The organism is Streptomyces pseudoechinosporeus (assembly GCF_054783935.1).
Genome location: NZ_BAAGPS010000023.1, coordinates 154232 through 177067, shown reverse-complemented (window position 1 = coordinate 177067; position 22836 = coordinate 154232). Strand labels below are relative to the sequence as shown.

Annotated in this window: 21 protein-coding genes and 2 pseudogenes; 9 read left to right on the top strand and 14 right to left on the bottom strand. The window is 69.5% G+C overall.

The features are described 5' to 3' along the window. The 3 genes and pseudogenes from ACYVO6_RS24220 to ACYVO6_RS24210 all read right to left on the bottom strand — a co-directional run. Positions 1-361: pseudogene (locus ACYVO6_RS24220) on the bottom strand (hypothetical protein); the annotation flags it as partial. Continuing rightward, positions 358-1629: an anchored repeat ABC transporter, substrate-binding protein gene (locus tag ACYVO6_RS24215; RefSeq protein ID WP_461064870.1), complete on the bottom strand. Its 1272-nt coding sequence runs from the start codon at positions 1627-1629 to the stop codon at positions 358-360. The pseudogene ACYVO6_RS24220 and the gene ACYVO6_RS24215, both read right to left, overlap by 4 nt. A gap of 194 nt (positions 1630-1823) precedes the next feature. After that, positions 1824-2093: an LPXTG cell wall anchor domain-containing protein gene (locus ACYVO6_RS24210; RefSeq protein WP_461064417.1), complete on the bottom strand. Its 270-nt coding sequence runs from the start codon at positions 2091-2093 to the stop codon at positions 1824-1826. 23 nt (positions 2094-2116) lie between these two features. On the opposite strand from ACYVO6_RS24210, the gene ACYVO6_RS24205 reads away from it, so the two are divergent. The 5 genes from ACYVO6_RS24205 (at position 2117) to ACYVO6_RS24185 (ending at position 7877) form a co-directional block, all read left to right on the top strand. Beyond that, a complete protein-coding gene (locus tag ACYVO6_RS24205; protein WP_461064415.1) occupies positions 2117-2587 on the top strand; it encodes a (2Fe-2S) ferredoxin domain-containing protein in 471 nt (156 codons plus the stop codon). A gap of 397 nt (positions 2588-2984) precedes the next feature. Next, positions 2985-4478, top strand: coding sequence for a Y4yA family PLP-dependent enzyme (locus ACYVO6_RS24200; protein WP_461064413.1), 1494 nt, complete (start codon positions 2985-2987; stop codon positions 4476-4478). Next, a complete protein-coding gene (locus tag ACYVO6_RS24195) occupies positions 4475-5818 on the top strand; it encodes a pyridoxal-phosphate dependent enzyme (protein ID WP_461064411.1) in 1344 nt (447 codons plus the stop codon). Before ACYVO6_RS24200 ends, ACYVO6_RS24195 begins: the two co-directional genes overlap by 4 nt. 4 nt (positions 5819-5822) lie before the next feature. Further along, positions 5823-7025, top strand: coding sequence for an aminotransferase class V-fold PLP-dependent enzyme (locus tag ACYVO6_RS24190; protein ID WP_461064409.1), 1203 nt, complete (start codon positions 5823-5825; stop codon positions 7023-7025). A gap of 81 nt (positions 7026-7106) precedes the next feature. Further along, positions 7107-7877, top strand: a complete 771-nt coding sequence (locus ACYVO6_RS24185) for a class I SAM-dependent methyltransferase (protein ID WP_461064407.1) — start codon at positions 7107-7109, stop codon at positions 7875-7877. A 174-nt stretch (positions 7878-8051) separates the two neighbouring features. Here ACYVO6_RS24185 and ACYVO6_RS24180 read toward each other — a convergent pair. After that, a pseudogene (locus ACYVO6_RS24180) lies at positions 8052-8207 on the bottom strand (tyrosine-type recombinase/integrase); the annotation flags it as partial. Positions 8208-8323: 116 nt separating this feature from the next. On the opposite strand from ACYVO6_RS24180, the gene ACYVO6_RS24175 reads away from it, so the two are divergent. Continuing rightward, positions 8324-9088, top strand: coding sequence for an ABC transporter permease (locus ACYVO6_RS24175; RefSeq protein WP_461064405.1), 765 nt, complete (start codon positions 8324-8326; stop codon positions 9086-9088). Positions 9089-9936: 848 nt separating this feature from the next. After that, positions 9937-10470 carry a TerD family protein gene (locus ACYVO6_RS24170; RefSeq protein WP_461064403.1) on the top strand — a complete coding sequence of 178 codons (534 nt, stop codon included), beginning with the start codon at positions 9937-9939 and terminating at the stop codon, positions 10468-10470. Positions 10471-10574: 104 nt separating this feature from the next. Here ACYVO6_RS24170 and ACYVO6_RS24165 read toward each other — a convergent pair whose 3' ends face one another. From ACYVO6_RS24165 to ACYVO6_RS24155, 3 genes are all read right to left on the bottom strand, one after another. Beyond that, positions 10575-10970, bottom strand: a complete 396-nt coding sequence (locus ACYVO6_RS24165; protein ID WP_461064401.1) for a hypothetical protein — start codon at positions 10968-10970, stop codon at positions 10575-10577. Between the two features lie 293 nt (positions 10971-11263). Further along, positions 11264-12604: a class I SAM-dependent RNA methyltransferase gene (locus ACYVO6_RS24160; RefSeq protein WP_461064399.1), complete on the bottom strand. Its 1341-nt coding sequence runs from the start codon at positions 12602-12604 to the stop codon at positions 11264-11266. A gap of 92 nt (positions 12605-12696) precedes the next feature. Then, on the bottom strand, positions 12697-14748 hold the full coding sequence (locus tag ACYVO6_RS24155) for an APC family permease (RefSeq protein WP_461064397.1): 2052 nt from the start codon (positions 14746-14748) through the stop codon (positions 12697-12699). A gap of 411 nt (positions 14749-15159) precedes the next feature. Here ACYVO6_RS24155 and ACYVO6_RS24150 point away from each other — a divergent pair, with 411 nt between their 5' ends. Both ACYVO6_RS24150 and ACYVO6_RS24145 read left to right on the top strand, forming a co-directional pair. After that, on the top strand, positions 15160-15831 hold the full coding sequence (locus tag ACYVO6_RS24150; RefSeq protein WP_461064394.1) for a potassium channel family protein: 672 nt from the start codon (positions 15160-15162) through the stop codon (positions 15829-15831). After that, positions 15831-16508: a potassium channel family protein gene (locus ACYVO6_RS24145; protein ID WP_461064392.1), complete on the top strand. Its 678-nt coding sequence runs from the start codon at positions 15831-15833 to the stop codon at positions 16506-16508. Before ACYVO6_RS24150 ends, ACYVO6_RS24145 begins: the two co-directional genes overlap by 1 nt. A 66-nt stretch (positions 16509-16574) precedes the next feature. Here ACYVO6_RS24145 and ACYVO6_RS24140 read toward each other — a convergent pair whose 3' ends face one another. From ACYVO6_RS24140 to dut, 7 genes are all read right to left on the bottom strand, one after another. Continuing rightward, a complete protein-coding gene (locus ACYVO6_RS24140) occupies positions 16575-17390 on the bottom strand; it encodes a DUF3159 domain-containing protein (protein WP_461064390.1) in 816 nt (271 codons plus the stop codon). A gap of 3 nt (positions 17391-17393) precedes the next feature. Further along, positions 17394-17792 (bottom strand): OB-fold nucleic acid binding domain-containing protein, encoded by a 399-nt coding sequence (locus ACYVO6_RS24135; RefSeq protein ID WP_461064388.1) that lies wholly within the window; start codon positions 17790-17792, stop codon positions 17394-17396. 58 nt (positions 17793-17850) lie between these two features. Further along, entirely contained in the window at positions 17851-18534 is a 684-nt protein-coding gene (locus tag ACYVO6_RS24130; protein ID WP_189324733.1) for a response regulator, read from the bottom strand. Beyond that, the gene (locus ACYVO6_RS24125) at positions 18531-21080 is read right to left on the bottom strand and encodes a DUF4118 domain-containing protein (protein ID WP_461064386.1); all 2550 of its coding nucleotides are present in this window, start codon (positions 21078-21080) and stop codon (positions 18531-18533) included. Before ACYVO6_RS24125 ends, ACYVO6_RS24130 begins: the two co-directional genes overlap by 4 nt. Positions 21081-21238: 158 nt before the next feature. Then, positions 21239-21547 (bottom strand): ATP-binding cassette domain-containing protein, encoded by a 309-nt coding sequence (locus ACYVO6_RS24120; protein ID WP_461064868.1) that lies wholly within the window; start codon positions 21545-21547, stop codon positions 21239-21241. Between the two features lie 8 nt (positions 21548-21555). Next, the gene (locus tag ACYVO6_RS24115; RefSeq protein ID WP_461064384.1) at positions 21556-22326 is read right to left on the bottom strand and encodes a DUF3710 domain-containing protein; all 771 of its coding nucleotides are present in this window, start codon (positions 22324-22326) and stop codon (positions 21556-21558) included. Position 22327: 1 nt separating this feature from the next. Beyond that, positions 22328-22822 carry a dUTP diphosphatase gene (gene dut / locus ACYVO6_RS24110; protein ID WP_461064866.1) on the bottom strand — a complete coding sequence of 165 codons (495 nt, stop codon included), beginning with the start codon at positions 22820-22822 and terminating at the stop codon, positions 22328-22330. Between the last annotated feature and the right edge of the window lie 14 nt (positions 22823-22836).

Here is a 22836-nt window from a genome sequence, read left to right as displayed (position 1 = left end):
CGACCCGCTGCTGCTGGCCGCCGGACAGCTCACCGACGGGGCGCCGGCGCAGTTCGGTGAGCCCGGTCAGCTCCAGCGCTTCGTCCACCGCCGCCCGGTCCGCCGCGGCCGGGCGGCGCAGCCAGCCCATCTGCCGGGTGCGTCCGGTGAGGACGGCGCCGGCGATGTCGATCACCTGGGCGCCGTCCGCGGGATCCAGGGTCAACGCCCCGTCCGCGTAGGCGATCCGGCCGAGTCCGGGTCCTGCCGTGCGTGCCGTACTGTCGTCCGCGACAGCGGCCCCGCCTCCCGCCAGTCCCACCGGTGTGGCCGCGAGGACCACCGCCACGGCGACCCGCTGAACCCTTCGCTTGCCTCTCATCGGGCGTCCTCCCCCAGGCACTTGGCGAGCTCCGTCGCGTTGTGCCGCATCATCGATACGTAGTCGTCGACGTTGTCGTCGAACGAGTCGCCGTAGATCGTGCAGATCCCGACCCCCTGGTCCTCGGCGACCCGGCGGAGCACGTCGGCGCGCGCCGTGAGGTTCGGCTCCAGGAACACCGACGGGACCTTCTTCTCCCGGATGGTGACGCCGAGTTCCTCCACCTCGGCCGCGCTCGGCTCCTGGTTGGGCACGGGTACGACGAAGCCCGCGATCTCCATGCCGTACGCCTTCGCGAGGTACCCGAAGGCGTCATGCGTGGTGATCAGCTTCCGGTTCTGCTCCGGCACGGTGGCGAGCTTCTGCGCGACCTCCTCATCGAGGGCGCCGAGCGTCTTCAGATACGCGGCGGCGTTCTTCTCGTACGTCGCCTTCCCGTCCGGATCCGCCTTGATCAGCTCGGCCTCGATCCGCCGCACGTACGCCCCGGCGTTGGCGACGTCCGCCCAGGCATGCGGGTCCATGTCGCCGTGCACATGCTTGCCGATCACGGCCTGCGGCAGCACCCACAGCGCGTCGCCCGCCTTGCCGAGGAAGGCGTACGGCTCCTCCTTCGGTACGGCCGCCTTGGCCCGGTCGGGCACGTTGAGCACCACGTCCTCGGCCGCGAGCCGGGCCGGCTCGCCGCTCTTGTCGTCGTCGGCCCGGACGTACACCTTCCCGGTCTCGGCGTTGAGCGCGACGTCGGCGTGCCCGCCGTCGAGGACTCTCGCTCCCTCGGGCGCCTCGGCGTCGTCGCCGACGGTGAAGGTGAAGGTGCCGCTGCCGATCTCCGCGGTCTTCCCGTCGAGGGTCTCGGTGTGTCCCTCGACGGTCAGCCGGTACGTACCGGGCTCGCTGAACGCCCAGTTGACGTGGGTGTGCGCCTCGGGCGGCAGGGTGAAGGAGTCGGCGTCGTCGAGGCCGTCGGCGGAGTCGATGTACACCTTGGGCTTGCCGAGCGTGTCGGTGAGATACACGCGCAGCTCGCCGGGTCCCTCCAGCTTCATGACCGTGCCGCCGTACTCCTCCAGCTTCTCGGCGACCTCGATCTTCGGCGCGGACTTCTGGGCGTTGGTGTGGACCATCTTCATGATCCCGGGCTCTTCGAGCAGCAGCCCGTTGCTGAACACGACATCGGCCTTGGCGACCTTGGTCGCGTCGCCGGGGCTCGGCTCATAGGAGTGCGGGTCGCCGTGGTGCGGCACGATCGAGGTGGTCGTCGACACCGTCAACTCGGCATCCTACGAACCGGCTTGAAGTCCGCTGCACCCGGACAGTAACGCGCTCGCCGCGACCAGCGCGGCGGTGGTGGTGCGTCTGGGATGGCCCCGCATGGGGCTCCTCATTCTCTCGAACACGACAATGCCGCATACGACGGACCGGGTGGCTGCCAGGCGCCGGTCCGTCGTACGCGGAGCTTTCACTGGACGGTACGGCGACGTCGTACGAAGAACACCGCACCACCGCCCACCAGCAGAGCGACCACGGCGATGCCCCCGATCACGGCGACTTGCGCACCGGTGGAGGCGAGGCCGCCGGTCGTCGAGGTGCCGCTGCCGCCGACCAGCCCGCCAGTCGGCTGCGACCGGTGCGCACACTGGACGACGTCGACTCTGCGGTCGCCGCGCTGGCCTGGGCCGGACCGCATCTGCTGGTCACCGCCCACCGCGACGGCCGCGTACGGGCCCACGGGCTGCCCTCGCGGACGACGCTGTGAACCGCCGTACGACACCGATCGCCACCACCACCGGCCGTACGGTGGCGATCGGCGGCGTGGCCAACCGTCCGTGCACGCTGGTCGTCTGCCGCGGCTGCTGCTGCGGCAACCCGCGCAAGCACCCCGGCACCGACCACGCCTGGCAGCTCGACCGCCTGCGCGCGGCAGCGGCCGACTCCGCAGGGCGCCTCACCGTCCGTACATCGGGCTGCCTCGGGCCGTGCGACCTGGGGGCACCTCCCGGCCGGAGGCTGGGGGACAACGTCATGGTCGTCCAGCCCTCCACCGCCGGACGAAGTGCCGGCGGCCGGGCGACCTGGATCGGCTTCGCCCTGGACGACGACTGCACCGACGACCTGCTCGCCTGGGTCACCGCGGGCGGCCCCGGCCTCGCCGAACCCCCGCCCACCCTGAAGCTCCAGTTCGTCCGCCCACCCCGCGAGACGAGGGCCCGTGCACGCCGCTGAGCCCGACAGCAGCGGAGGCGGCAGCCGCGACATCCTCGCGGCCGCCCACCTCGACGAGGCCACCGCCGCCTCCGTCGCCGCCACCCTCCAAGCCCTGGCCACGCCATCTCGGTGCGCATCCTCACCACTTGCACTGCCGAGGTGCCGGACACGGCGTGTGGCACGCTCCCCCACACCTTGCGCGCCCTCTCTTCGCCCCGGCGGGCTGCGTTCCTGAACTGACGGCGGCACAGAAACCTTATGCGGTGGCCAAACCCTTGGCTCCTCCTAGGGCTTAAAGGCATATACAACGGGAAATGATGATCCCCGAACGGTTGTCTGAGTGGCTGCCGGCGCTCGACGGTGTCGCTCGACCGCCGGGGGCTGCAGCCGCCGGTGTACGGGAAGGGGGCCTGCCGTGCGTGCGCCCTTGTATCTGCAGCCGCGGCTGGAGCCACCTCTCGGCTCGTTGCTGGAAGACGTGTCCTTCCTCCACTCCCTCGTCGACGCCCTCGGTTCGCCGCTCAATGTGCTGCTGCCCGACCGGATCGTTGAGAACGCCGCGGGGTTCCGCAGCATCTACCACAAGCACCACCTCACCGGTCGGGTGTACTTCGCGCACAAGGCGAACCAGGCGTACAGCCTGGCGCGGCGGCTGACGGCGACCGACCCGGCCGCGGTCGGCATCGACGTCGCCTCGCTGGGCGAGCTGCGACACGCCCTGGAGTGCGGCTTCACCCCCGACCGGATCATGGCCACCGGTCCCAAGGATCCCGAGTTCCTGTGGCTGGCCGCCCGCACCGGCGCCTGCGTGAACATCGATTCCCACACCGAGCTCGACCAACTGGGCAGGCTGATACGTGAGTACGACCTGCCTCGGACAGACGTGCTACTGCGGCTGTCGGAGTTCGAAGCTTCCGCCTCCGCCGCGTCGGGCACGAGGGTGCTCTTCCGGCGCAGCCGCTTCGGCTCATCCGTGCGGGAGGTCGACACCCTGCTCGACGCGGTCGAACGGCATCGGGACGCCGTCCGGTTGACCGGTGTCGCCTACCACCTGGACACCACCGGGCTCGCGGAGAAGGCCGTCGCGCTGGAAAGTTGCATCACGGTCATGGACGCATGCCGCGCCCGCGGAATGGACCCGCGTGTCATCGACATCGGCGGCGGTTTCGGCGTCGGTTATGTCGCTGACGCCGGTCAGTGGGAGCGCTACACCACCGAGCTCGCCGAGGCCGTGCTCGGGACCCGCCCCGCCCTGACCTGGCGTGGCCACGGCTACGGGTTGCGCAATGAGGGCGGCACACTGCGCGGGGCGCCGGCGCTCTACCCGGCCCACCGTCCCACCGCGGGACCCGGATACCTCGACGAACTGCTGGCCCACCCCGCCCCCACCTCGGGCCGCCCGCTGGCCACCCTGCTCCTGGAGCACCTCTACGACCTCGCCTGCGAACCGGGCAGGGCACTTGTCGACCAGTGCGGACTGTCATTGGCTCGAGTGCTCGACGTACGCCGTACCGGCCAGGACTCGGGCGACCTTCTGGTACGCCTCGGCATGAACGCCGGTGACGTGAGCCTGGAGGAGCACGGGGTTCTCGTCGACCCGGTCCTCCTGCCCCGTCCCGGAGCGCAACAGGATGCCGACGACGGGCCGGTAGGGGTCTATCTGGCCGGCAATCTGTGCCTGGAGGCCGATCTGATCACACGCCGCAAAGTCTCCCTGCCCCGGCTGCCGCGCCCCGGCGATCTGCTGGCGTTCGCGAACACCGCCGGATACGCGATGGACTTCCACGCCCACCATGCGCAGAGGCAGCCGGTCGCCCGCACGGTCGCCGCCACACGGGAGGGGGACTCCTGGCGTTGGTGCCTGGACGAGGAGTACTGGCCGATCACGCGAGGGGACCCGGTTTCATGAGGTACGACAGCATCACGGAGGCCATCGGCAACACGCCGCTGGTGCGGATCGACCCGGCCGTGCACGGCCTGCGCCACATCGACCTGTACGCCAAGCTGGAGATGCTCAACCCCTTCGGCTCGGTCAAGGACCGGGCCGCGTGGAACATGGCCCGCCCGGGTCTGGCCTCGGCGGCGGAGCGCGGTGCGACGGTCGTGGAGCTGTCGAGCGGCAACACGGCCAAGGCCCTCGCCCTGCTCGCGGGGATGCACGGCCTCACGTTCAAGAGCGTCACCAACCGGATGCGGGTGCCGGAGATCAAGGAGCTGCTCCTGCTGCTGGACGCGGAGATCGAGGAGCTGCCGGGGCAGAGCGAATGCCTCGACCCGACCGACACCGACGACCCGCTGACCCGCTTCTACCAGGCGCTCGCCGAGGACGGGAGCGCGTATCTGCACACCGACCAGTACTTCAACCCGCGCAATATCGAGGCCCATGCCACGGGCACCGGCCCGGAGATCGTCAAGGACCTGGACGGGCGGGCGCCGGACTGGTTCATCGCCTGCGTGGGCACGGCCGGCTCCTCCACCGGCGTGGCCCGGGCACTGCGCGAACAGGACCCCGGGGTACGGGTGGTCGGGCTCGTCGCCCACAAGTCGGACTTCATCCCCGGCATCCGCACCATCGACGAGGTGCACCAGGTGGGCCTGTTCGACCCGGCGACGTACGCCACGATCGAGTCGGTGACCGCTGATGAGGCCATCGACGGGATGCTGACGCTGATCCGCCGCTGCGGGATGCTGGCCGGACCCACCGGCGGCGCCGCCTATCACGGTGCGGTACGCCATCTCCGTACGGTGGACACGGAACTGGCAGAAGCAGGGGCGGCGGAGCGGCGTACGGCGGTCTTCATCGTCTGCGACCGTGTCGAGAGCTATCTCAGTTACGTACGGCAGCGCCGCCCCGAGCTCCTGGGCCGGCCGCCCCGGAAGAACTCCGCTGCGGCCCTCTCCGACGCCGAGGTGCGAGAGGAGGCCACGGTCATCGACACGGCGGACGCGCGGCGGTGGATCGAGGACGGGCAGCCGCGGCCCCTCGTGGTCGACCTGCGCGGGCCGCACGCGTACGCCGTGCTGCACATCGACGGATCGGTCAACATCGCCGACGAGCTGTTCGAGGAACTCGTGCGTGGTGGCTTGCCGTTCAGCAAACGGCAGCCGGTACTGCTGGCCTGCCCGATCGGCGAGAAGTCGGCCCGCTATGCCGCGCTGCTGACCCGCATGGGCCATCCCGACGTGCGTAGTCTGTCCGGTGGGATCGTCGCGTGGCGCGACGCCGGCGCCCCGCTGGTAAGGGACTGAATCCGTGCCCGGCCCCGAACTGAAGGAGCTGGCCGACTGGCAGAAGGGGCTGCGGCAGCAGTTCCCCATCATCACCGCACACCCCGATGTGTCCTACCTCGACAGTGCGGCCACCTCGCAGAAGCCGCAGGCCGTCCTCGATGCCGTACAGACGTATCTGACGACGGCGAACGCCAATGCCGGGCGTGGCAGCTACCCGTGGGCCAACCACACGACGCAACTGGTGGAACGGACACGGCACCGCGTCAAGGAGTTCATCGGCGACCCCGAACCAGAGCGCTCGGGCGTCCACTTCACCAGCGGCACCACCGAAGGACTGCGGACCATCGCCCGCGACTGGCTCCCCGGCCATCTCTCGGACGGCGACGAGATCCTCGTCCCCTTCGCCGACCACCGGGCGAATCTGGACCCCTGGCTGGAGGCCCAGCGACTGCTGGCACGACAGGGCATCACCGTGCACCTGCGAGAACTGCCGTACCAGGAGTCGTCCGGCGACTACGACCACCGGGCACTGGCCGGGCTCATCGGCCCGCGCACCCGCTTCGTCGCCGCCACCCACATCCACCACGTCTACGGCAGCGACATGAACGTGCACCGCATCCGCGAGGCCGTCGGCCCGGACGTCCCGATCTGTCTCGACGCCGCCCAGAGCATCGGCCATCTCCCCGTGTCCGTGGACCGGCTCGACGTGGACTTCGTGGTCTTCTCCGGCCACAAGGCGCTGGCCCTGCCCGGCTCCGGGGCCGTCTGGGCCCGCAACGCACCGGGACGCGGCCCGCGGTTCCGTCCCGGCGGCTGGAACGGCACCCCCAACACGGTGGGCATCGCCGCCCTGGAGGCCGCACTCGACTGGCTCGAGGCCGCGGGCACGGACCGCATCGCACGCTGGACCACGGCTCTCGCAGCCCGGCTCACCGAAGGGCTCCGCCGCCTGACCCCCTACGAGATCTTCGGCTGCCAGGCCAGTCTGGCCGCCGACTCCGCCGTGCAGCGGCGCCACGGCATCGTCACCTTCCGACACCGCGACATCCCGTCGGACGACCTGGGCTTCATTCTGTACAGCCACGGCATCATGGTCCGGGCCGACAACCTGTGCCAGGCCGGCACGGACAAGCAAGACGGCTCGGTGCGGGTCAGCCTCCACGTGTACAACACGGTGCGGGAGATTGACCGCCTGCTGACCGTGCTGGCGTCCCTGGAGCAGTAACACGAATGGAAATCGTTTCCAATAGTCGCTAGGTTCTGAGCGTAGCCAGCGGTCGACAGACGGAAGAGGCGACGCGAACCCATGGGCGTAAGCATGGAAACGGCCAAGCTGTGGGTGGAGCGCTGGGAACGCCAGCAGGAGCACTACGCCATCGCCCGTGAGGAGCGGTTCAGAGTCATCGCCGACGTCGTCGAACACGTCGCAGCCCACGAGGCCCGACCGCTGCTTCTCGACCTCGGCTGCGGCCCGGGATCGCTGGCCGCCCGGCTCACCGCGAGGCTGCCGGACGCGGAGATCATCGCGGTGGACATGGACCCGGTGCTCCTGGAACTCGGCCGCACCCATCACACGGAAGCCGCACGCTATGTGGACGCCGTGATCGGGGACAGCGGATGGACCGACACCCTCGCCATGGACCGCCCCCTGGACGCAGCTGTCTCGACAACCGCCCTCCACTACCTCTCGGAACAGACCCTGCTGCGCACCTACCGCCAGCTGGAGAGCCTGCTGCGACCGGGGGGCGCCCTCATCAACGGCGACCACTTCACCCTGGACGACCGGCGGTGCTCGGAACTCACCGCCCATGTGGGGCAACGACGAGCCGAACGATCACGCACACGCGACCACGAGGACTGGGAGTCCTGGTGGAGCGCGGCCGCTCAGGACCCGGAACTGACCGACCTGTTCGCCCAACGCGAGAAGCGACAAGCAGCACTCGGCAACCACTACGGAAACGACAACGACCTCACACTCACCCGCCATATCGAACTGCTGCAGCAGGCGGGCTTTCGCCACATCGCCCCGGTCTGGCAAGTCGGCGACAGCCACGTCCTCGTCGCGCTCAAAGAATGACCAACCCCACCCCGGCCCTGACAGCACTCCTCAATGCCATGCCGCCAAGACAGCGCTCCAGCGATCGCACCCCACATCGGCGACCTTTCCCACACTCCCGCATGCCACCCTTGGCCTGGGTCGTCACCGTTTCGGCCCTATCTGGCGCTACTGGTTCGGCTCGGGCGGCTGATCTTAGGCGCGCAACGGCTCTTCGATCCGCTGATTGTTGATGGACTGACGGTCGTACAGGCACTTGGCGTACCGAGTCAGGAGGACCTCGACACTGTTCCCCGCCCGCTGAGCGACCTCGGCCGGGTCGGCGCCCGCGCACAGCCACGTGGACAGCGCAGGGTCAACAGGCCCTGTCCGGCCACCGGGCGCCGCGTGGTCGGGCCCCGTTGGGCCTCAACCGGCAATACAGCAACCATGAGTTGCCCCTCTGCAACTCTCTTGGAGTAAAAGCCGTGATCACGTCGGCCTCCACCCTGCTCCCGGTCAACCCGCTGCTGGGCGTCGCCCTCGCAGTGCTGCTCGTCGTGGGCGCCGCGGTGGCGGCACTGGCCCGGCTCGGGCACACCCGGGCGATCGTCACCGCGGGACTCCGGGCGACTGTGCAGCTGGCAGCGGTCGCGTTCGTCATCGGCTGGGCGCTCAGCTCGCGTCCGCTGCTCTTCGCCTTCCTCGCCGTGATGTTCGCGGTGGCGACCCGCACGGCCGGCCGCCGGATCACCAGCAACCGCACCTGGTGGTGGGCCGCCGTACCGATCGGCGCCGCCGTGTTCCCCGTCGTACTGCTGCTCGTGGCCATCGGCCTGCTCCCGGTCAAGGGCATCGCCCTCATCCCCATCACCGGCATTTTCATCGGAGGTGCGCTGACCGCGACGGTGCTCGCCGGACGGCGCACGCTGGAGGAACTGGAGACACGGCACGGAGAGGTCGAAGCAGCCTTGTCCCTCGGCTTCCTGGACCGGGAAGCCCGGCTGGAGATCGCCCGGCCGTCGGCGGCCGGGGCACTGATCCCGGCACTCGACCAAACCAGGACGGTCGGACTGGTCACCCTGCCAGGCGCATTCATCGGCATGCTCCTCGGCGGCGCATCACCCCTACTGGCCGGAGCAGTGCAGCTGTTCGTCCTGGTCGCACTCCTGGCAGTGGAGGCAGCAGCAATCGCGGTCGTGCTGGAGCTGGTGGCCCGCAACAAGATCAGCAGACCTCCGCGGGGCACATGACCCCTCGTTCCCGGAACCGATTCACCCACTACGACATCAGGCCACCCGGCAGACAGCCCAGGCAGTCGGCTGGGCCATGGGCGTGGGCGGTAGCACCCGGTCGTCACTGCGACCGGGCACGCGGACGGCTGTTCGTCACCTCGCGCTTGCGACTGGAGGCGCGCACCTCGGGGCAGCACAACCAACCGCATGTGGTCAGTGTCCTCGACTTCGGCGCATACGATGATCTCCACTTCCCGGTCATGAAGCTGGCCCAGGGCGAGAGCCTCGCCCGCTGGCTCACCGGTTCCAGCCCACTGCCCGCCGAACGCGTGGCCCGTACCGCCACCCAAGCAGCCAGTGGCCTCACCGCCACCGGAGAGATCATCGACACCAGCCCCTGCCCGGCGCCCGAGCGCGCCCTGACCCAGTCCGCCGACCCGGCCTCGGACATGCCACTGGGCTGCGTACTCCACCAACTCGTCACCGGCCGACCGCTGTTGCAGCCAGACACTGCGCTCGCGGTCCCAGCACCTCGACGCCTCCCCCACCACCCCGCACACCTCGGCGCGTGCCGATTCACAGGATGGGCAACCAGCGCCACCTCGACGGCGCCATCGACACGCTGCCTGCCCTGCGCACCAATACCGGGGCGGTCTGACCGACTCCCGGCGGCGAGGAAGCGCACCTTCGGTCCGATCTGCTCGTGCACGGGGCACCGGAAGGCCAGCACTTCAGGGCCACCGAGGAGCGCATCGGCCCGCCGAAGGAGTCGGCCGCACAAGGCTTCAACAGGATGGCCAAGAGCGATACTTGACCATGCGGGGGACCATCCCGTGGTGGCTTGATAAGGGAGAGGCAGCAATCCGGTGAGCAGCGACAAGCAGGAAGTGGGGAAGGCCGAGGTACGGCTCAAGTGGGACCCGAGTCCCTGGGATCAGCCGCCTCATCATCTCGACATCATCGCTGCCACCTACTCGGCGGACGCCCCCTACGGGCGGCCGGCGTACGTCGTCCACTTCGACAGCCGCTCACCGGACGGCACCATCAACATGAGCCGCCACAGCCAGACCGGCCAGGGCTTCGGCTATGTCGAAGCGATGTCTCTGGAGCTCGATCGCCTCGCGTCCTCCTTCGCACGGGTCGTCGTGGGCGTGGCGATCCACCAGAACAGCGGCCCCAAGACCTTCGGCGACATATCGAACGCCGGAGTGCTGGTCGTCGAGGGGTACAAGGAGCTACTCAAGGACGACTTCGCACAGGTCGCCGGATCCACCGCCGCCACCGTCGCGGAGTTCACCCGGGATACCTCCGGAGCATGGGAGTTTCACCAGATGGTCCGAGGGTTCGACAGCGACCCCGTGGTCTTCACCGCGGAGATGGGCAGCACCTCACAGCACTGACCGCCAGCAGCGCAGAAACGTACGGCCGTTCACGGTGCTGCCTTCATGATCTCCTGGAACCGAAGCGACAAGCACCCGAACGTGTCACCGTCTTGGCCCCGGCGCTACTCGTCCAACTCGGGCGGCTGGTCGTAGGCGCTCAACAGCCCTTCGATGCGCTGGTTGTTGATGGACTGCCGGTCGTACAGGCACCTGGCATACCGGCTCAGGAGGACTTCGACGCTGTTCCCGGCCCGCTGGGCGACCTCGGCCGGATCCGCGCCCGCGCACAGCCAGATGGACAGCGCCGAGTGCCGCAGATCGTACGGGCGTTTCGCGAGCGGGATGCTGGTGAGTGCGGGTGGCAGGGCGAGGTCGCGGGTTTCGTGCCAGACCCGGTGGTAGGTGGTGTAGCTGATGATCCGGCCCTGTTCGGTGAAGAACAGCCGGCCGTCGTCGGCCGTGCCGAAGGTGGTGACGTGCTCGCGCCACAGGGCCACCAGATGCGTCGGGAGCGGCACCACTCGCGTATCTCCCGGCGGGCGGTTCTTCAGCCCGCGCTCGTCGTGGTAATCGCCGGTGTCGGTCCATGCTCAAGCTGGCTCCGACACCTCAACCCTGCCAACCACAGCCGACAAAAGTGCCGCTTTGATCGAGTCTCAGCGGAGCCCTGACCTGCCCGCCCAGCGATCTGACTCACTGTCAGTAAGCAAGATCAACGAGCGTCAAATGAGCGTCACGAGCGCCATTTCGGCGTCAAGATATCGCCTGCAACGCCCACACCGCACATAATGCGCACGCGTAAAACAGCAGGTCAGGAGCCCTTAGCCACCGGCTCAAGGATGGCAACGCACTCCACATGATGCGTCATAGGAAACAGATCGAACGCCCGAAGCGTCCGCACCCGGTACCCACCCTCGCGGAAGTACCCCAGGTCCCGTGCCAGCGCCGCCGGATCGCAGGCCACGTACGCGATGCGGCGGGCGCCCAGGCGCGTCAGGTGCTGGACCGTCTTCTTGCCGGCGCCCGCGCGGGGCGGGTCGAGGACGATGAGGTCGACCTCGGTGATGCCGGTGCGTGGGAGGACCGACTCGACCTTGCCCTGTTCGATGCGGACGCGGTCGAAGGCGGCGAGGTTGTGCCGGGCGTCCTCCACCGCGCGCTTGGCGGACTCGATGCCGAGCACCGCGCCCTTGTCGCCGAGTCGGTCGGCGAGGGCGCCCGCGAAGAGGCCGACGCCGCAGTACAGGTCGAGGGCCATCTCGCCCTTGCGCGGCAGCAGGCCCTGCATGACCGCCTTGACCAGCGTGTCCGCGGACTTCGGGTGGACCTGCCAGAAGCCGCCGCTGCCGACCCGGTACGTACGGTCGTCCGCGCGCTCGCGCACGAAGGGGCGGCCGTGGACGCGGTGCACGCCCCCGTCCTTCTCCTCCACGCGCATGACCGACACCGGCCGGTCCAGCTCCACGATCGGCAGACGGGCGCCGGGCCGCGGCGTCAGGATCACCTGGCGGTCCTGGGAGCCTGTCGCGGCGATCGCCTCGATCGACTCCATCCCGGGCCACTCACGCCGCTCGATACCCAGCTCGCTGACACCCGGCGCGGCGATCATGCAGTGCTCGATCGGCTCGACCTCGTGCGAGCGGTGCCGCCGCAGACCGGCGTGCCCCAAGTCGTCCACCGCGTACTGCACGCGCGTACGCCAGGCGGGCACCTCACCGGCGGGCAGCTTGTCGCCCTCGGCGGGCATCACCGTGCCGTCCCAGCCGACCTCCTCGGGCGTCAGGCCCGCGAGCCGCTTCAGCTGCTCGGCGATCACCTCGCCCTTCAGGCGGCGCTGCGCGCCCGGCTTGGCGTGCTGCCAGTCGCAGCCGCCGCAGCGGCCGGGGCCCGCGTACGGGCAGGGCGCCTCGACACGGTCCTTGGACGCGTCCAGGATCGTGACCGCGTCCGCGCGCAGGAAACGCGAGTCCTCCTCGCCCTCCGTGACACGCGCGACGACCCGCTCACCGGGCAGCGCGTGCCTGACGAAGAGCACCTGCCCTTCGGACGTACGGGCGACGCAGTGGCCCCCGTGGGCGACGGGCCCGATCTCGACCTCGTACTCCTGCCCCACGAGCGACCCCGCCGGCGATTTCTTCGGTTCTGCCTGCATGGCGGGGTGACTCCAGTTGCGAAAAGGGGGAACGGCCGGACAACAGCCCACCAGTCTACGTGGACGCCGCCCGGCCGTTCGACACGAGTCCGTCAGCCCTTGGGAGTGCTGGGCTCTTTGGGCCGCTCCTCCGCGGGACCACGCCTCACGGAACCCGGCGCGTTCCACTCCTGCCGCTTGCGGGCCCGCCTCTTGGCCACCTCGGAGGACTCCAGCTGGTACGGCACGGATGTCACCATCACCCCCGGGGTGAACAGCAGCCGCCCCTTGAGCCGCAGGGCGCTCTGGTTGTGCAGCAGTTGCTCGTACCAGTGGCCGACCACGTACTCGGGGATGATCACACTGACCGCGTCGCGCGGGGACTCCTTGCGCAGGTTCTTCACGTACTCGATGACCGGCCGCGTGATCTCGCGGTACGGGGAGTCGAGGACCTTCAGCGGTACGTCGATGCCGCGCCGGTTCCACTCCTCCTGGAGTGCTTTGGTCTCGGCCGGGTCGACGTTGACGCTGAGCGCCTCCAGGGTGTGCGAGCGCATCAGCTTGGCGTAGGCGAGGGCGCGCAGCGTCGGGCGGTGGATCTTCGAGATCAGGACGACGGAGTGGACGCGCGAGGGGCGTACGACGTCGTCGCTCGGTCCTTCCGGCGCGGCGATCTCCTCGGCGACGCGGTCGTAGTGCTTACGGATCGCGGACATGGTCGCGTAGAAGATCACCATGCCGAGCAGCGCGACCCAGGCACCGTGCGTGAACTTGGTGACCAGGACGACGATCAGCACAAGCCCGGTAAAGAAGGCGCCGAAGGTGTTGATCGCCCGGGAGCGGTACATGCGGCGGCGCACGGCCTGGTCCCGCTCGGTGGCCAGGTGGCGGTTCCAGTGCCGGACCATGCCGGTCTGGCTGAGCGTGAAGGAGACGAAGACGCCGACAATGTAGAGCTGGATCAGCCGGGTCGAGTCGGCGCCGTAGACCCATACCAGCAGTCCGGCTGCGCCCGCGAGCAGCACGATGCCGTTCGAGAAGGCGAGGCGGTCGCCGCGGGTGTGCAGCTGACGTGGCAGATAGCGGTCCTGCGCGAGGATCGAGCCCAGCAGCGGGAAGCCGTTGTACGCGGTGTTGGCCGCCAGGAAGAGAACCAGCGCGGTGGCCGCGGCGAGCAGCACGAACATGAAGCTGCCGTTCCCGAAGACGGCCTCGGCGACCTGCGAGATCACCGGGTTCTGGACGTAGTCGGCGCCGACCGCGACACCGTTCTCCAGCAGGTCGGTCGCCGGGTGCTCGGCCATGCGTACGTTCGACGCCATGGCCAGGCCGATGATGCCGCAGAACATGGTGACCGCGAGCAGGCCCATCATCGCCAGCGTGGTCCCGGCGTTCTTGGACTTGGGCTTGCGGAAGGCCGGGACGCCGTTGCTGATCGCCTCGACACCGGTGAGCGCCGCACAGCCGGAGGAGAAGGCGCGCAGCAGCAGGAAGACGAGCGCGAAGCCCGCGAGCCCTTCCTGCTCCGCCTCGATCTCGAAGCCGGCGGTCGGGGCCCTCATTGTGTCGTCGAGAACCAGGCCGCGGAACGCTCCCCAGGCGATCATCGCGAAGACGCCCGTCACGAAGACGTACGTCGGAATCGCGAAGAGCCTCCCGGACTCCTTGACCCCGCGCAGGTTCATCAGCGTGAGCAGCACGATGACGGCGATCGCGCAGGGCACCTTGTTCTCGATCACGAAGGGGATCGCGGAGCCGAGGTTCTCGATGCCGGAGGAGATCGACACGGCGACGGTGAGCACGTAGTCGACGAGCAGCGCGCTGGCGACGGTGAGACCGGACTTGGGGCCGAGGTTGGTGTTGGCCACCTCGTAGTCGCCGCCGCCGCTCGGGTACGCGTGCACGTTCTGCCGGTACGAGGCCACCACCGTGAACATCAGCACCACGACCGCGACCGCGATCCAGGGACTGAAGTGGTAGGCCGACACGCCCGCGATGGACAGGACCAGCAGCACCTCGCCCGGCGCGTACGCCACGGAGGAGAGCGGGTCGGAGGCGAACACGGGTAGGGCGATGCGCTTCGGCAGGAGCGTTTCCCCCAGCCGGTCACTGCGCAGTGCGCGCCCGATGAGGATGCGTTTGGGCACGTCGGTCAGTTTGGACACGCTGAGGATCGTAAGCGGTCGGGGTATGGGGTGCCCACCCGCCACCCGACCTCTGCTCTACGAGTGAATTGAGCGACCGGTGATGCTGCGGGTTCCCGCAGCGACGGCGCCGCCATGTCTATATGACAAAACCTCGCCTCCCACCCCTCCTGGAGACCTCATGACGCAAGCCGCCGCGGAGCTCATCGGCGCCGCCGCCGCACTCCTCGGACTCGGTGTCCTCACGCTCGTCAGCGTCCGCAGCATCAGCCGCCGCTGATCGCGACAAGGCGGCGGGCGAGCGTGCACGGGGGTGCCCTCCGCGGACCGCGCGTGTGTAGCTTGGGCATCGGTCTGAGACCCTGTTCGAGACCTTGTTCAGCCTGAGCAGTAACTCCATGAGCAGTAAGAATTGATACCGGAAGGACGGTCGTGCACATCGTCATCATGGGCTGCGGGAGAGTGGGTTCCGCTCTCGCCCAGACCCTGGAGCAACAGGGGCACACGGTCGCCGTGGTCGACCAGGACCCCACCGCCTTCCGACGACTGGGCTCCGGGTTCGGCGGCCGTCGTGTCACCGGAGTCGGCTTCGACCAGGACACCCTGCGCGAGGCGGGCATCGAGGAGGCGGGCGCCTTCGCCGCCGTCTCCAGCGGCGACAACTCGAACATCATCGCCGCCCGGGTGGCCCGCGAGATGTTCGGCATCGAGAACGTCGCGGCGCGCATCTACGACCCGCGCCGCGCCGAGGTCTACCAGCGGCTCGGGATCCCGACCGTCGCCACCGTCCGCTGGACCGCCGACCAGATGCTGCGCCGGCTGCTCCCGTCGGGCGCCGAGCCGCTGTGGCGCGACCCCACGGGCGGGGTGCAGCTCGCCGAGGTGCACGCGTCGACGGCGTGGGTGGGCCAGCGGATCAGCCGGCTCCAGGACGAGACCGGCGTACGCGTCGCCTTCCTCACCCGCCTTGGCGAGGCGATCCTGCCGTCCTCGCAGACGGTGCTGCAGGAGGGCGATCTGGTGCACGTGATGATGCGTACGGACGACGTGGACAAGGTCGAGGCGGCGTTCGCCAAGGGCCCTGACGAGGAGGGCGGTCACTGATGAGGGTCGCCATTGCCGGTGCCGGTGCGGTGGGCCGCTCGATCGCGGGCGAACTGCTGGAGAACGGGCACGAGGTCCTGCTGATCGACAAGGCGCCGACCGCGATCTCGGTCGAGCGCGTGCCCCAGGCGGAGTGGCTGCTGGCCGACGCCTGCGAGATCACTTCGCTGGACGAGGCGGCGCTCCAGCGTTGCAACGTGGTGATCGCCGCGACGGGCGACGACAAGGTCAACCTCGTCGTCTCGCTGCTGGCGAAGACGGAGTACGGCGTTCCGCGCGTCGTCGCCCGCGTCAACAACCCCAAGAACGAGTGGCTGTTCAACGAGTCCTGGGGCGTGGACGTGGCCGTCTCGACCCCCCGCCTGATGTCGGCCCTGGTCGAGGAAGCGGTGAGCGTAGGCGACCTGGTCCGCCTCCTCCGCTTCAGCCACGGCGACGCCAACCTCGTCGAGCTGACGCTCCCCCCGGAGTCGGCCCTGGCAGGCACCCGGGTCGGCGACGTGGAATGGCCCGAGGACACGTCCCTGGTCACCATCATCCGCGGCACCCGCGTCCTGACCCCCACCCGGGAGGACTCCTTGGAGGCGGGCGACGAGCTGCTGTTCGTGGCGGCCCAGGCTCGGGAGGAGCAGCTGGAGGATCTGTTGTCGGTGCGGCGGGAGGATGCGGTCGGCTGATTTCCGGCGATACGAGGATGGGGGCGCCCGGAGATCTCCGGGCGCCCCCATCCTCGTATCCGAGCGTCAGCGCTTGCGGTGCTTCGGGCCGCCCGATTCGACTGAGTCCGTCGGGCCGTCCGTGAGGCGTTGGAGGGTCTCGTCGACCAAGGGCTCCATTGCGTCGCCGAAACGCTCGGCCGTGCGCCGGCGCTCCTCTTCGGCCTTCTCCTCCGCCTCCATCTCCGCGAACACGTCGATCGGCGCGGGCGCCTTCGCCAGGAACACCCAGGTCAGCCACACCGCCAACAGGAACGGCGGAATCTTCAACGCGACCAGGACCCACCCCAGTTGGGTGGTGTCCGCCCACCAGTACAGCGGGAAAAGAATCGCGCACTTGGCGAGCAGGATCGCCCCCCACGCGTAACTCGCCTTCGCGTACGCCTTCTTGCGCCCCGGGTTACGCGTCCGCCAGGAGAGGTTCTCCTTGAAGACCGGACCGAGGATCAGGCCGATCAGCGGGACGCCCGCGAGGGTCGTGATGATGTACGCGAGGCCCAGGCCCAGCGTGTAGAGCATGCCTGGCAGATAGAAGTCCTTGGCGTTGCCGGTCATCATCGCGAAGACCACGCCGAAGGCCACCCCGAAGACACCGCTGAAGGCGTGCTTGACGGTGTCCTTCATGACCAGGCGCACCACGACGAGCAGCACGGAGACGCCGAGGGCCGCGATGGCCGCGGAGTGCAGGTCCTTGTTGACCGTGTAGATCGTGACGAAGAGCAGGCCGGGCAGGACCGTCTCGATCATGCCCCGCAGACCGCCGAACGCCTCGAAGAGCGCGGCCTCCGTCACCGCCCGCGAATCATGGGCGTCGTCATCGGTCGGCTTGTCGAGCGACGTCACCGGCTACTCCCGTCCGAGGGGTCTGAGTTCGTACTTCGGATTGAACAGCACCCGGCGGCCCCGACTCATCGAGATCCGGCCCGATGCGATCAGCTTGCGCCCCGGTTCGATCCCGACGATGGAGCGCCTGCCGAGCCACACCACGTCCAGTGCGGCCGAACCGTCGAACAGTTCGGCCTCCAGAGCCGGGACACCGGCTCTCGGGCGCAACGTGACCGTGCGCAAGGTACCAGTAACGGTCACTATCTGTCGGTCATGTGCGTCACCGATACGCGTACATCCGGTGGTCTCGGTGTCCTCGCGCAGCTCCTCCGACTCCAGGTCCTCCTGCGACGAGGAGAGCCGGTCGATCATCCGCCGGAACCGGCCCGGCGGCCTTCCGGAACGAGGAACAGCACTCATGTCTGAAGCGTACCGGGGGCCGCCGACAGCTTCGTACCCCTTGGACCTACCCGTAGAACTAACGCTCGAATCGATAACCCATACCAGGCTCGGTGATGAAGTGCCGCGGATGCGAAGGATCCCCCTCCAGTTTGCGGCGGAGCTGGGCCATGTAGACGCGCAGGTAGTTGGTCTCGGTGCCGTACGAGGGACCCCAGACCTCCTGGAGCAGCTGCTTCTGGCTGACCAGGCGGCCCGTGTTGCGTACCAGCACCTCCAGGAGGTGCCACTCGGTGGGGGTCAGGCGTACGTCGCGGCCTGCCCGGTTGACCTTCTTGGCGGACAGGTCGACGGTGAAGTCCTCGGTCTCCACGATCACTTCGTCCTCGCCGGCCCCGTTGGGCTCCGCGCGACGGACGGCGGCCCTCAGCCGGGCGAGCAGCTCGTCCATGCCGAAGGGCTTGGTGACGTAGTCGTCGGCGCCCGCGTCCAGGGCCTCGACCTTCTCGTCGGAGGAGTGCCGGGCGGACAGCACCAGGATCGGTACGCGGGTCCAGCCGCGCAGTCCCTTGATCACCTCGACGCCGTCCATGTCGGGCAGGCCCAGGTCGAGCACGATCACGTCGGGGTGGCGGGCGGCCGCGAGCTGGAGCGCGGTGGCGCCGTCGGCGGCCGCGTCGACCTCGTACTTGCGTGCCTTGAGGTTGATCACGAGGGCTCGGGTGATCTGCGGCTCGTCGTCGACCACGAGGACGCGGGTCATGAAGCCTGCCTTTCCGGTTGTGCGAGTGCTACGAATCGTCCGGGACGGGACGGGCCTGCCTGGACGGTGAGCACCATGGTGAGGCCGCCGCCGGGGGTGTCCTCGGCGTCGAGGGTGCCGCCCATGGCCTCGGCGAAGCCGCGGGCGACCGCGAGCCCGAGGCCCACGCCGGTGCCACGCGGGGCGTCCCCGTAGCGCTGGAACGGCTCGAAGATACGGTCCTTGGCCTCGTCCGGGACGCCGGGCCCGCGGTCCACCACCCGCACCTCGACCCGGTCGCCGAGCACGCTGGCGGCCACCAGCACCCGCTCCCCGTCGGGGCTGTACTTCACCGCGTTCTCAACGATGTTGGCGACCGAGCGCTCCAGCAGCCCCGGGTCGACGGCGACCATGGGAAGGGTCTCGGGGATCTCCAGTTCGACGCTGTCCTCGGGGACGCCGCCCAGCGCCATCGGGACCACCTCGTCCAGGTCGATCTCGCGGATCAGCGGGGTGACGGTGCCGGTCTGCAGCCGGGACATGTCCAGAAGATTGCCCACCAGGTGGTCAAGGCGGTCGGCGCCCGCCTCGATCCCCTCCAGAAGCTCGGCCTCGTCCTCCTCCGACCACGCCACGTCATCGGACCGCAGGGACGACACGGCGGCCTTGATCGCGGCCAGCGGGGTGCGCAGATCATGGCTTACGGCCGCCAGCAGCGCCGTACGGATGCGGTTTCCCTCGGCGAGGGTGCGGGCCTGCTCGGCCTCCTGCTGAAGGCGCTGGCGGTCCAGTACGACGACGGACTGGGCGGCGAACGCGGCCAGCACCCGGCGGTCCTCCGCGGGCAGCACCCGGCCGGACAGCGCCAGCGCCATGTGGTCGCCGACCGGCATGTCCACGTCCGCGTCCTCCGGGAGGGCCGGCGGATTCGGGCCGACGCTGGCCGCGCAGGTCCACGGATCGACGTCGCTCGTACGCTCCAGCAGGGCGACCGACTCCATGCCGAAGGTCTCGCGGACCCGCTCCAGAAGGGCGTCCACACTGGTCTCGCCGCGCAGCACGCTGCCCGCCAGGAAGGAGAGGATCTCCGACTCGGCGCGCAGCCTGGCCGCCTGATGCGTACGCCGGGCCGCCAGGTCCACGACAGAGGCGACCGACACGGCCACACCCACGAAGATCACCAGGGCGACGATGTTCTTGGGATCGGCGATCGTGAGCCGGTGCAGGGGCTGGGTGAAGAAGTAGTTCAGCAGCAGGGAGCCGAACGCCGCCGCGGCGAGGGCCGGGAGGAGTCCGCCGAGCAGTGCCGCCGCCACGGTCAGCGTCAGGAACAGCAGCATGTCGTTGGCGAGGCCGAGGTCCGCGTCGATGTGCGTCAGCAGCAGGGCCAGCAGCACCGGGCCCGCCACGCCCGTCAGCCAGCCCCAGATGATCCGGGACCGCCCGAGCCGCGCACCCCGGGCGACCGGCAGTCCGCGCCCCTTGCCGACCTCGTCGTGCGTGATGAGGTGGACGTCCAGGTCGGGCCCGGATTCCCGGGCCACCGTGGCGCCGACGCCGGGCCCGAAGACGTACTGCCATCCCTTGCGGCGGGAGACGCCCAGCACGATCTGTGAGGCGTTGACCCCGCGCGCGAACTCCAGCAGCGCTGAGGGGATGTCGTCCCCGATGACGTGGTGGAAGGTGCCGCCGAGATCCTCGACGAGGGTGCGCTGGACGGCCAGTTCCTTGGGCGAGGCGGACGTCAGGCCGTCGCTGCGGGCGATGTAGACGGCGAGCACCTCGCCGCCCGCGCCCTTCTCGGCGAGCCGGGCGGCCCGGCGGATCAGCGTCCGTCCCTCCGGACCGCCGGTCAGCCCGACCACGATGCGTTCGCGGGCCTGCCAGGTGGAGCGGATGCCGTGCTCGCCCCGGTACTGCTGGAGGTACTCGTCGACGCGGTCGGCGACCCAGAGCAGGGCCAGCTCGCGCAGCGCGGTGAGGTTGCCGGGGCGGAAGTAGTTGGAGAGGGCCGCGTCGACCTTGTCCGGCTTGTAGATGTTGCCGTGCGCCATCCGCCGCCGCAGCGCCTGGGGCGACATGTCGACCAGCTCTATCTGGTCGGCCCGGCGCACCACCTCGTCGGGGACGGTCTCCCGCTGCCGTACGCCCGTTATCGACTCGACGACGTCACCGAGCGACTCCAGGTGCTGGATGTTGACCGTCGAGACCACGTCGATACCGGCCGCGAGCAGCTCCTCGACGTCCTGCCACCGCTTGCCGTTGCGTGAGCCGGGTACGTTCGTGTGGGCCAGCTCGTCGACGAGGGCCACCTGGGGCCTGCGGGCCAGCACCGCGTCCACGTCCATCTCGGTGAAGAACGAGTCCCGGTACTCCAGCTCCCGGCGCGGAACCACCTCCAGGCCGTGCAGCATCACCTCGGTCCGCGGCCGGGCGTGATGCTCCACGAAGGCCACCACACAGTCCGTGCCCCGCTCGACGCGGCGATGCGCCTCGGACAGCATCGCGTACGTCTTGCCGACGCCCGGCGCCGCGCCGAGATAGATCCGAAGCCTGCCGCGTCCCATGGTCCCATTGTCTTCCTGTAACAGTCGCACACGCTGCGTCGACCTTACGGCCAATCATCGCTGCCCAAGGCGCGGAAGGCGGGCCCGGAGACGTCTTTGACGCAACCCTGATGCGCGCCCGGCGCCCGCCGACAACACCTGCCGTCAGCGCTCCGCGATCAGTGCTCGACGATCTCGCCGTCGCTCAGCTCCGGCACCCGGTCCGCCAGGTCGAGCAGCGCGGCGTCATACGTGGCGACGAGCGCGGTGACCTGCTCGCTGCGCACGACCGCACGCAGCAGCTCCATCACGGCGAGGCCGGTCTCCGCGTCGAGCCCACCCACCAGGTTCAGCAGCGTCGTCCTGCCGGACCCCGAACGGCCCTTGAGGGCGACGAGTTCGCCGCGCGGCACATCGAAGGAGACCCTGTGCAGGGCGTGTACGACGACGGGCCGCACCCGGCGAAGGTGCGGCCCATGGTCGTGAATCGGTGTGTCTACCGGACCTCGGTGATCTCCGGCCCGCGCTGCAGCTGCCCCATGCCTCCGGAGAAGCGGGAACCCTCCTGCTCCTCCTGCTGGACGCCCTCGGCGACCATCTGCGCGTCCTCCGGCAGCTTCAACACGATCGGGTCGCGAGGCGCCATCGGGCCCTCACCGCGGACCACCACCGTGTCCCGGAAGATCTGCTCGAGCAGCCCGGCGGCCTGCGGCTGCACCGCGCCCTGCCCGGAGATCACGCCACGCAGGAACCAGCGGGGACCGTCCACGCCGACGAACCGTACGACCTGGAAACCGCCGGTACCGTCCGGCAGCTGCACCGGCACCTGGGCGCGCAGCTCCCAGCCCAGCGGGCCCTCGACCTCGTCGATGACACCGCCCTGCTGGGTGATGCCGGTGGCGATCTCCTCGCGCACCTCACCCCAGATGCCCTCGCGCTTGGGAGCGGCGAAGGCCTGCAGTTGTACGGCGCTGTCCTTCAGCACCACGGTCGCCGCGACGATGGCGTCGCCCGCGACCTCCACACGCAGTTCCATACCGTCCACGCCGGGCACGAAGAGGCCGCCCAGATCGACCCGGCCCTCGGCCGGATCGCGGACCTCCGAACTGTCCCAGGGACCGTCGGGGCGCGGCTTGGGCTCGAGCCGTACGCGCTCCTGCTCTGCGTCGTCCGCCTCAGTGTCGACTTCCTCAAAAACGTCGTCGACCTGCTCGGCCTCGCTCGCCGCGTCCTCGGCGGCACTGCCCTTCTTGCGACGTCCGAACACGTCACTGTCCTTCCCGGTCGGATACGACCGAAGCGTATCGATTCCCACCCGTTGTGCTGTCCACGGCGGCATGCCCGCCGGTGGACCCGAAGCCCCCTGCGGCCCGTGTCGAGTCGGGAAGCTCCGCAACCTCCTGGAAGCGCACCTTCTCGACCTGCTGGACGACCAGTTGGGCAATCCGGTCGAAGCGCTCGAACCGCACGGACTCGCGCGGGTCGAGATTCACCACGATCACCTTGATCTCCCCACGGTACCCGGCATCCACGGTCCCTGGGGCATTCACGAGGGCGACGCCGCAGCGGGCGGCGAGCCCGGAACGCGGGTGCACGAAGGCCGCGTACCCCTCGGGGAGGGCGATGGACACTCCGGTCGGGAGAACGGCCCGTTCGCCGGGCGCGAGCTCACGGCTTTCGGTCGTCCGCAGATCCGCGCCGGCGTCGCCGGGGTGCGCGTATTCCGGCAGCGGTACGTCCGGATCGACGCGCCTGATCAGCACTTCAACGGGGCGCG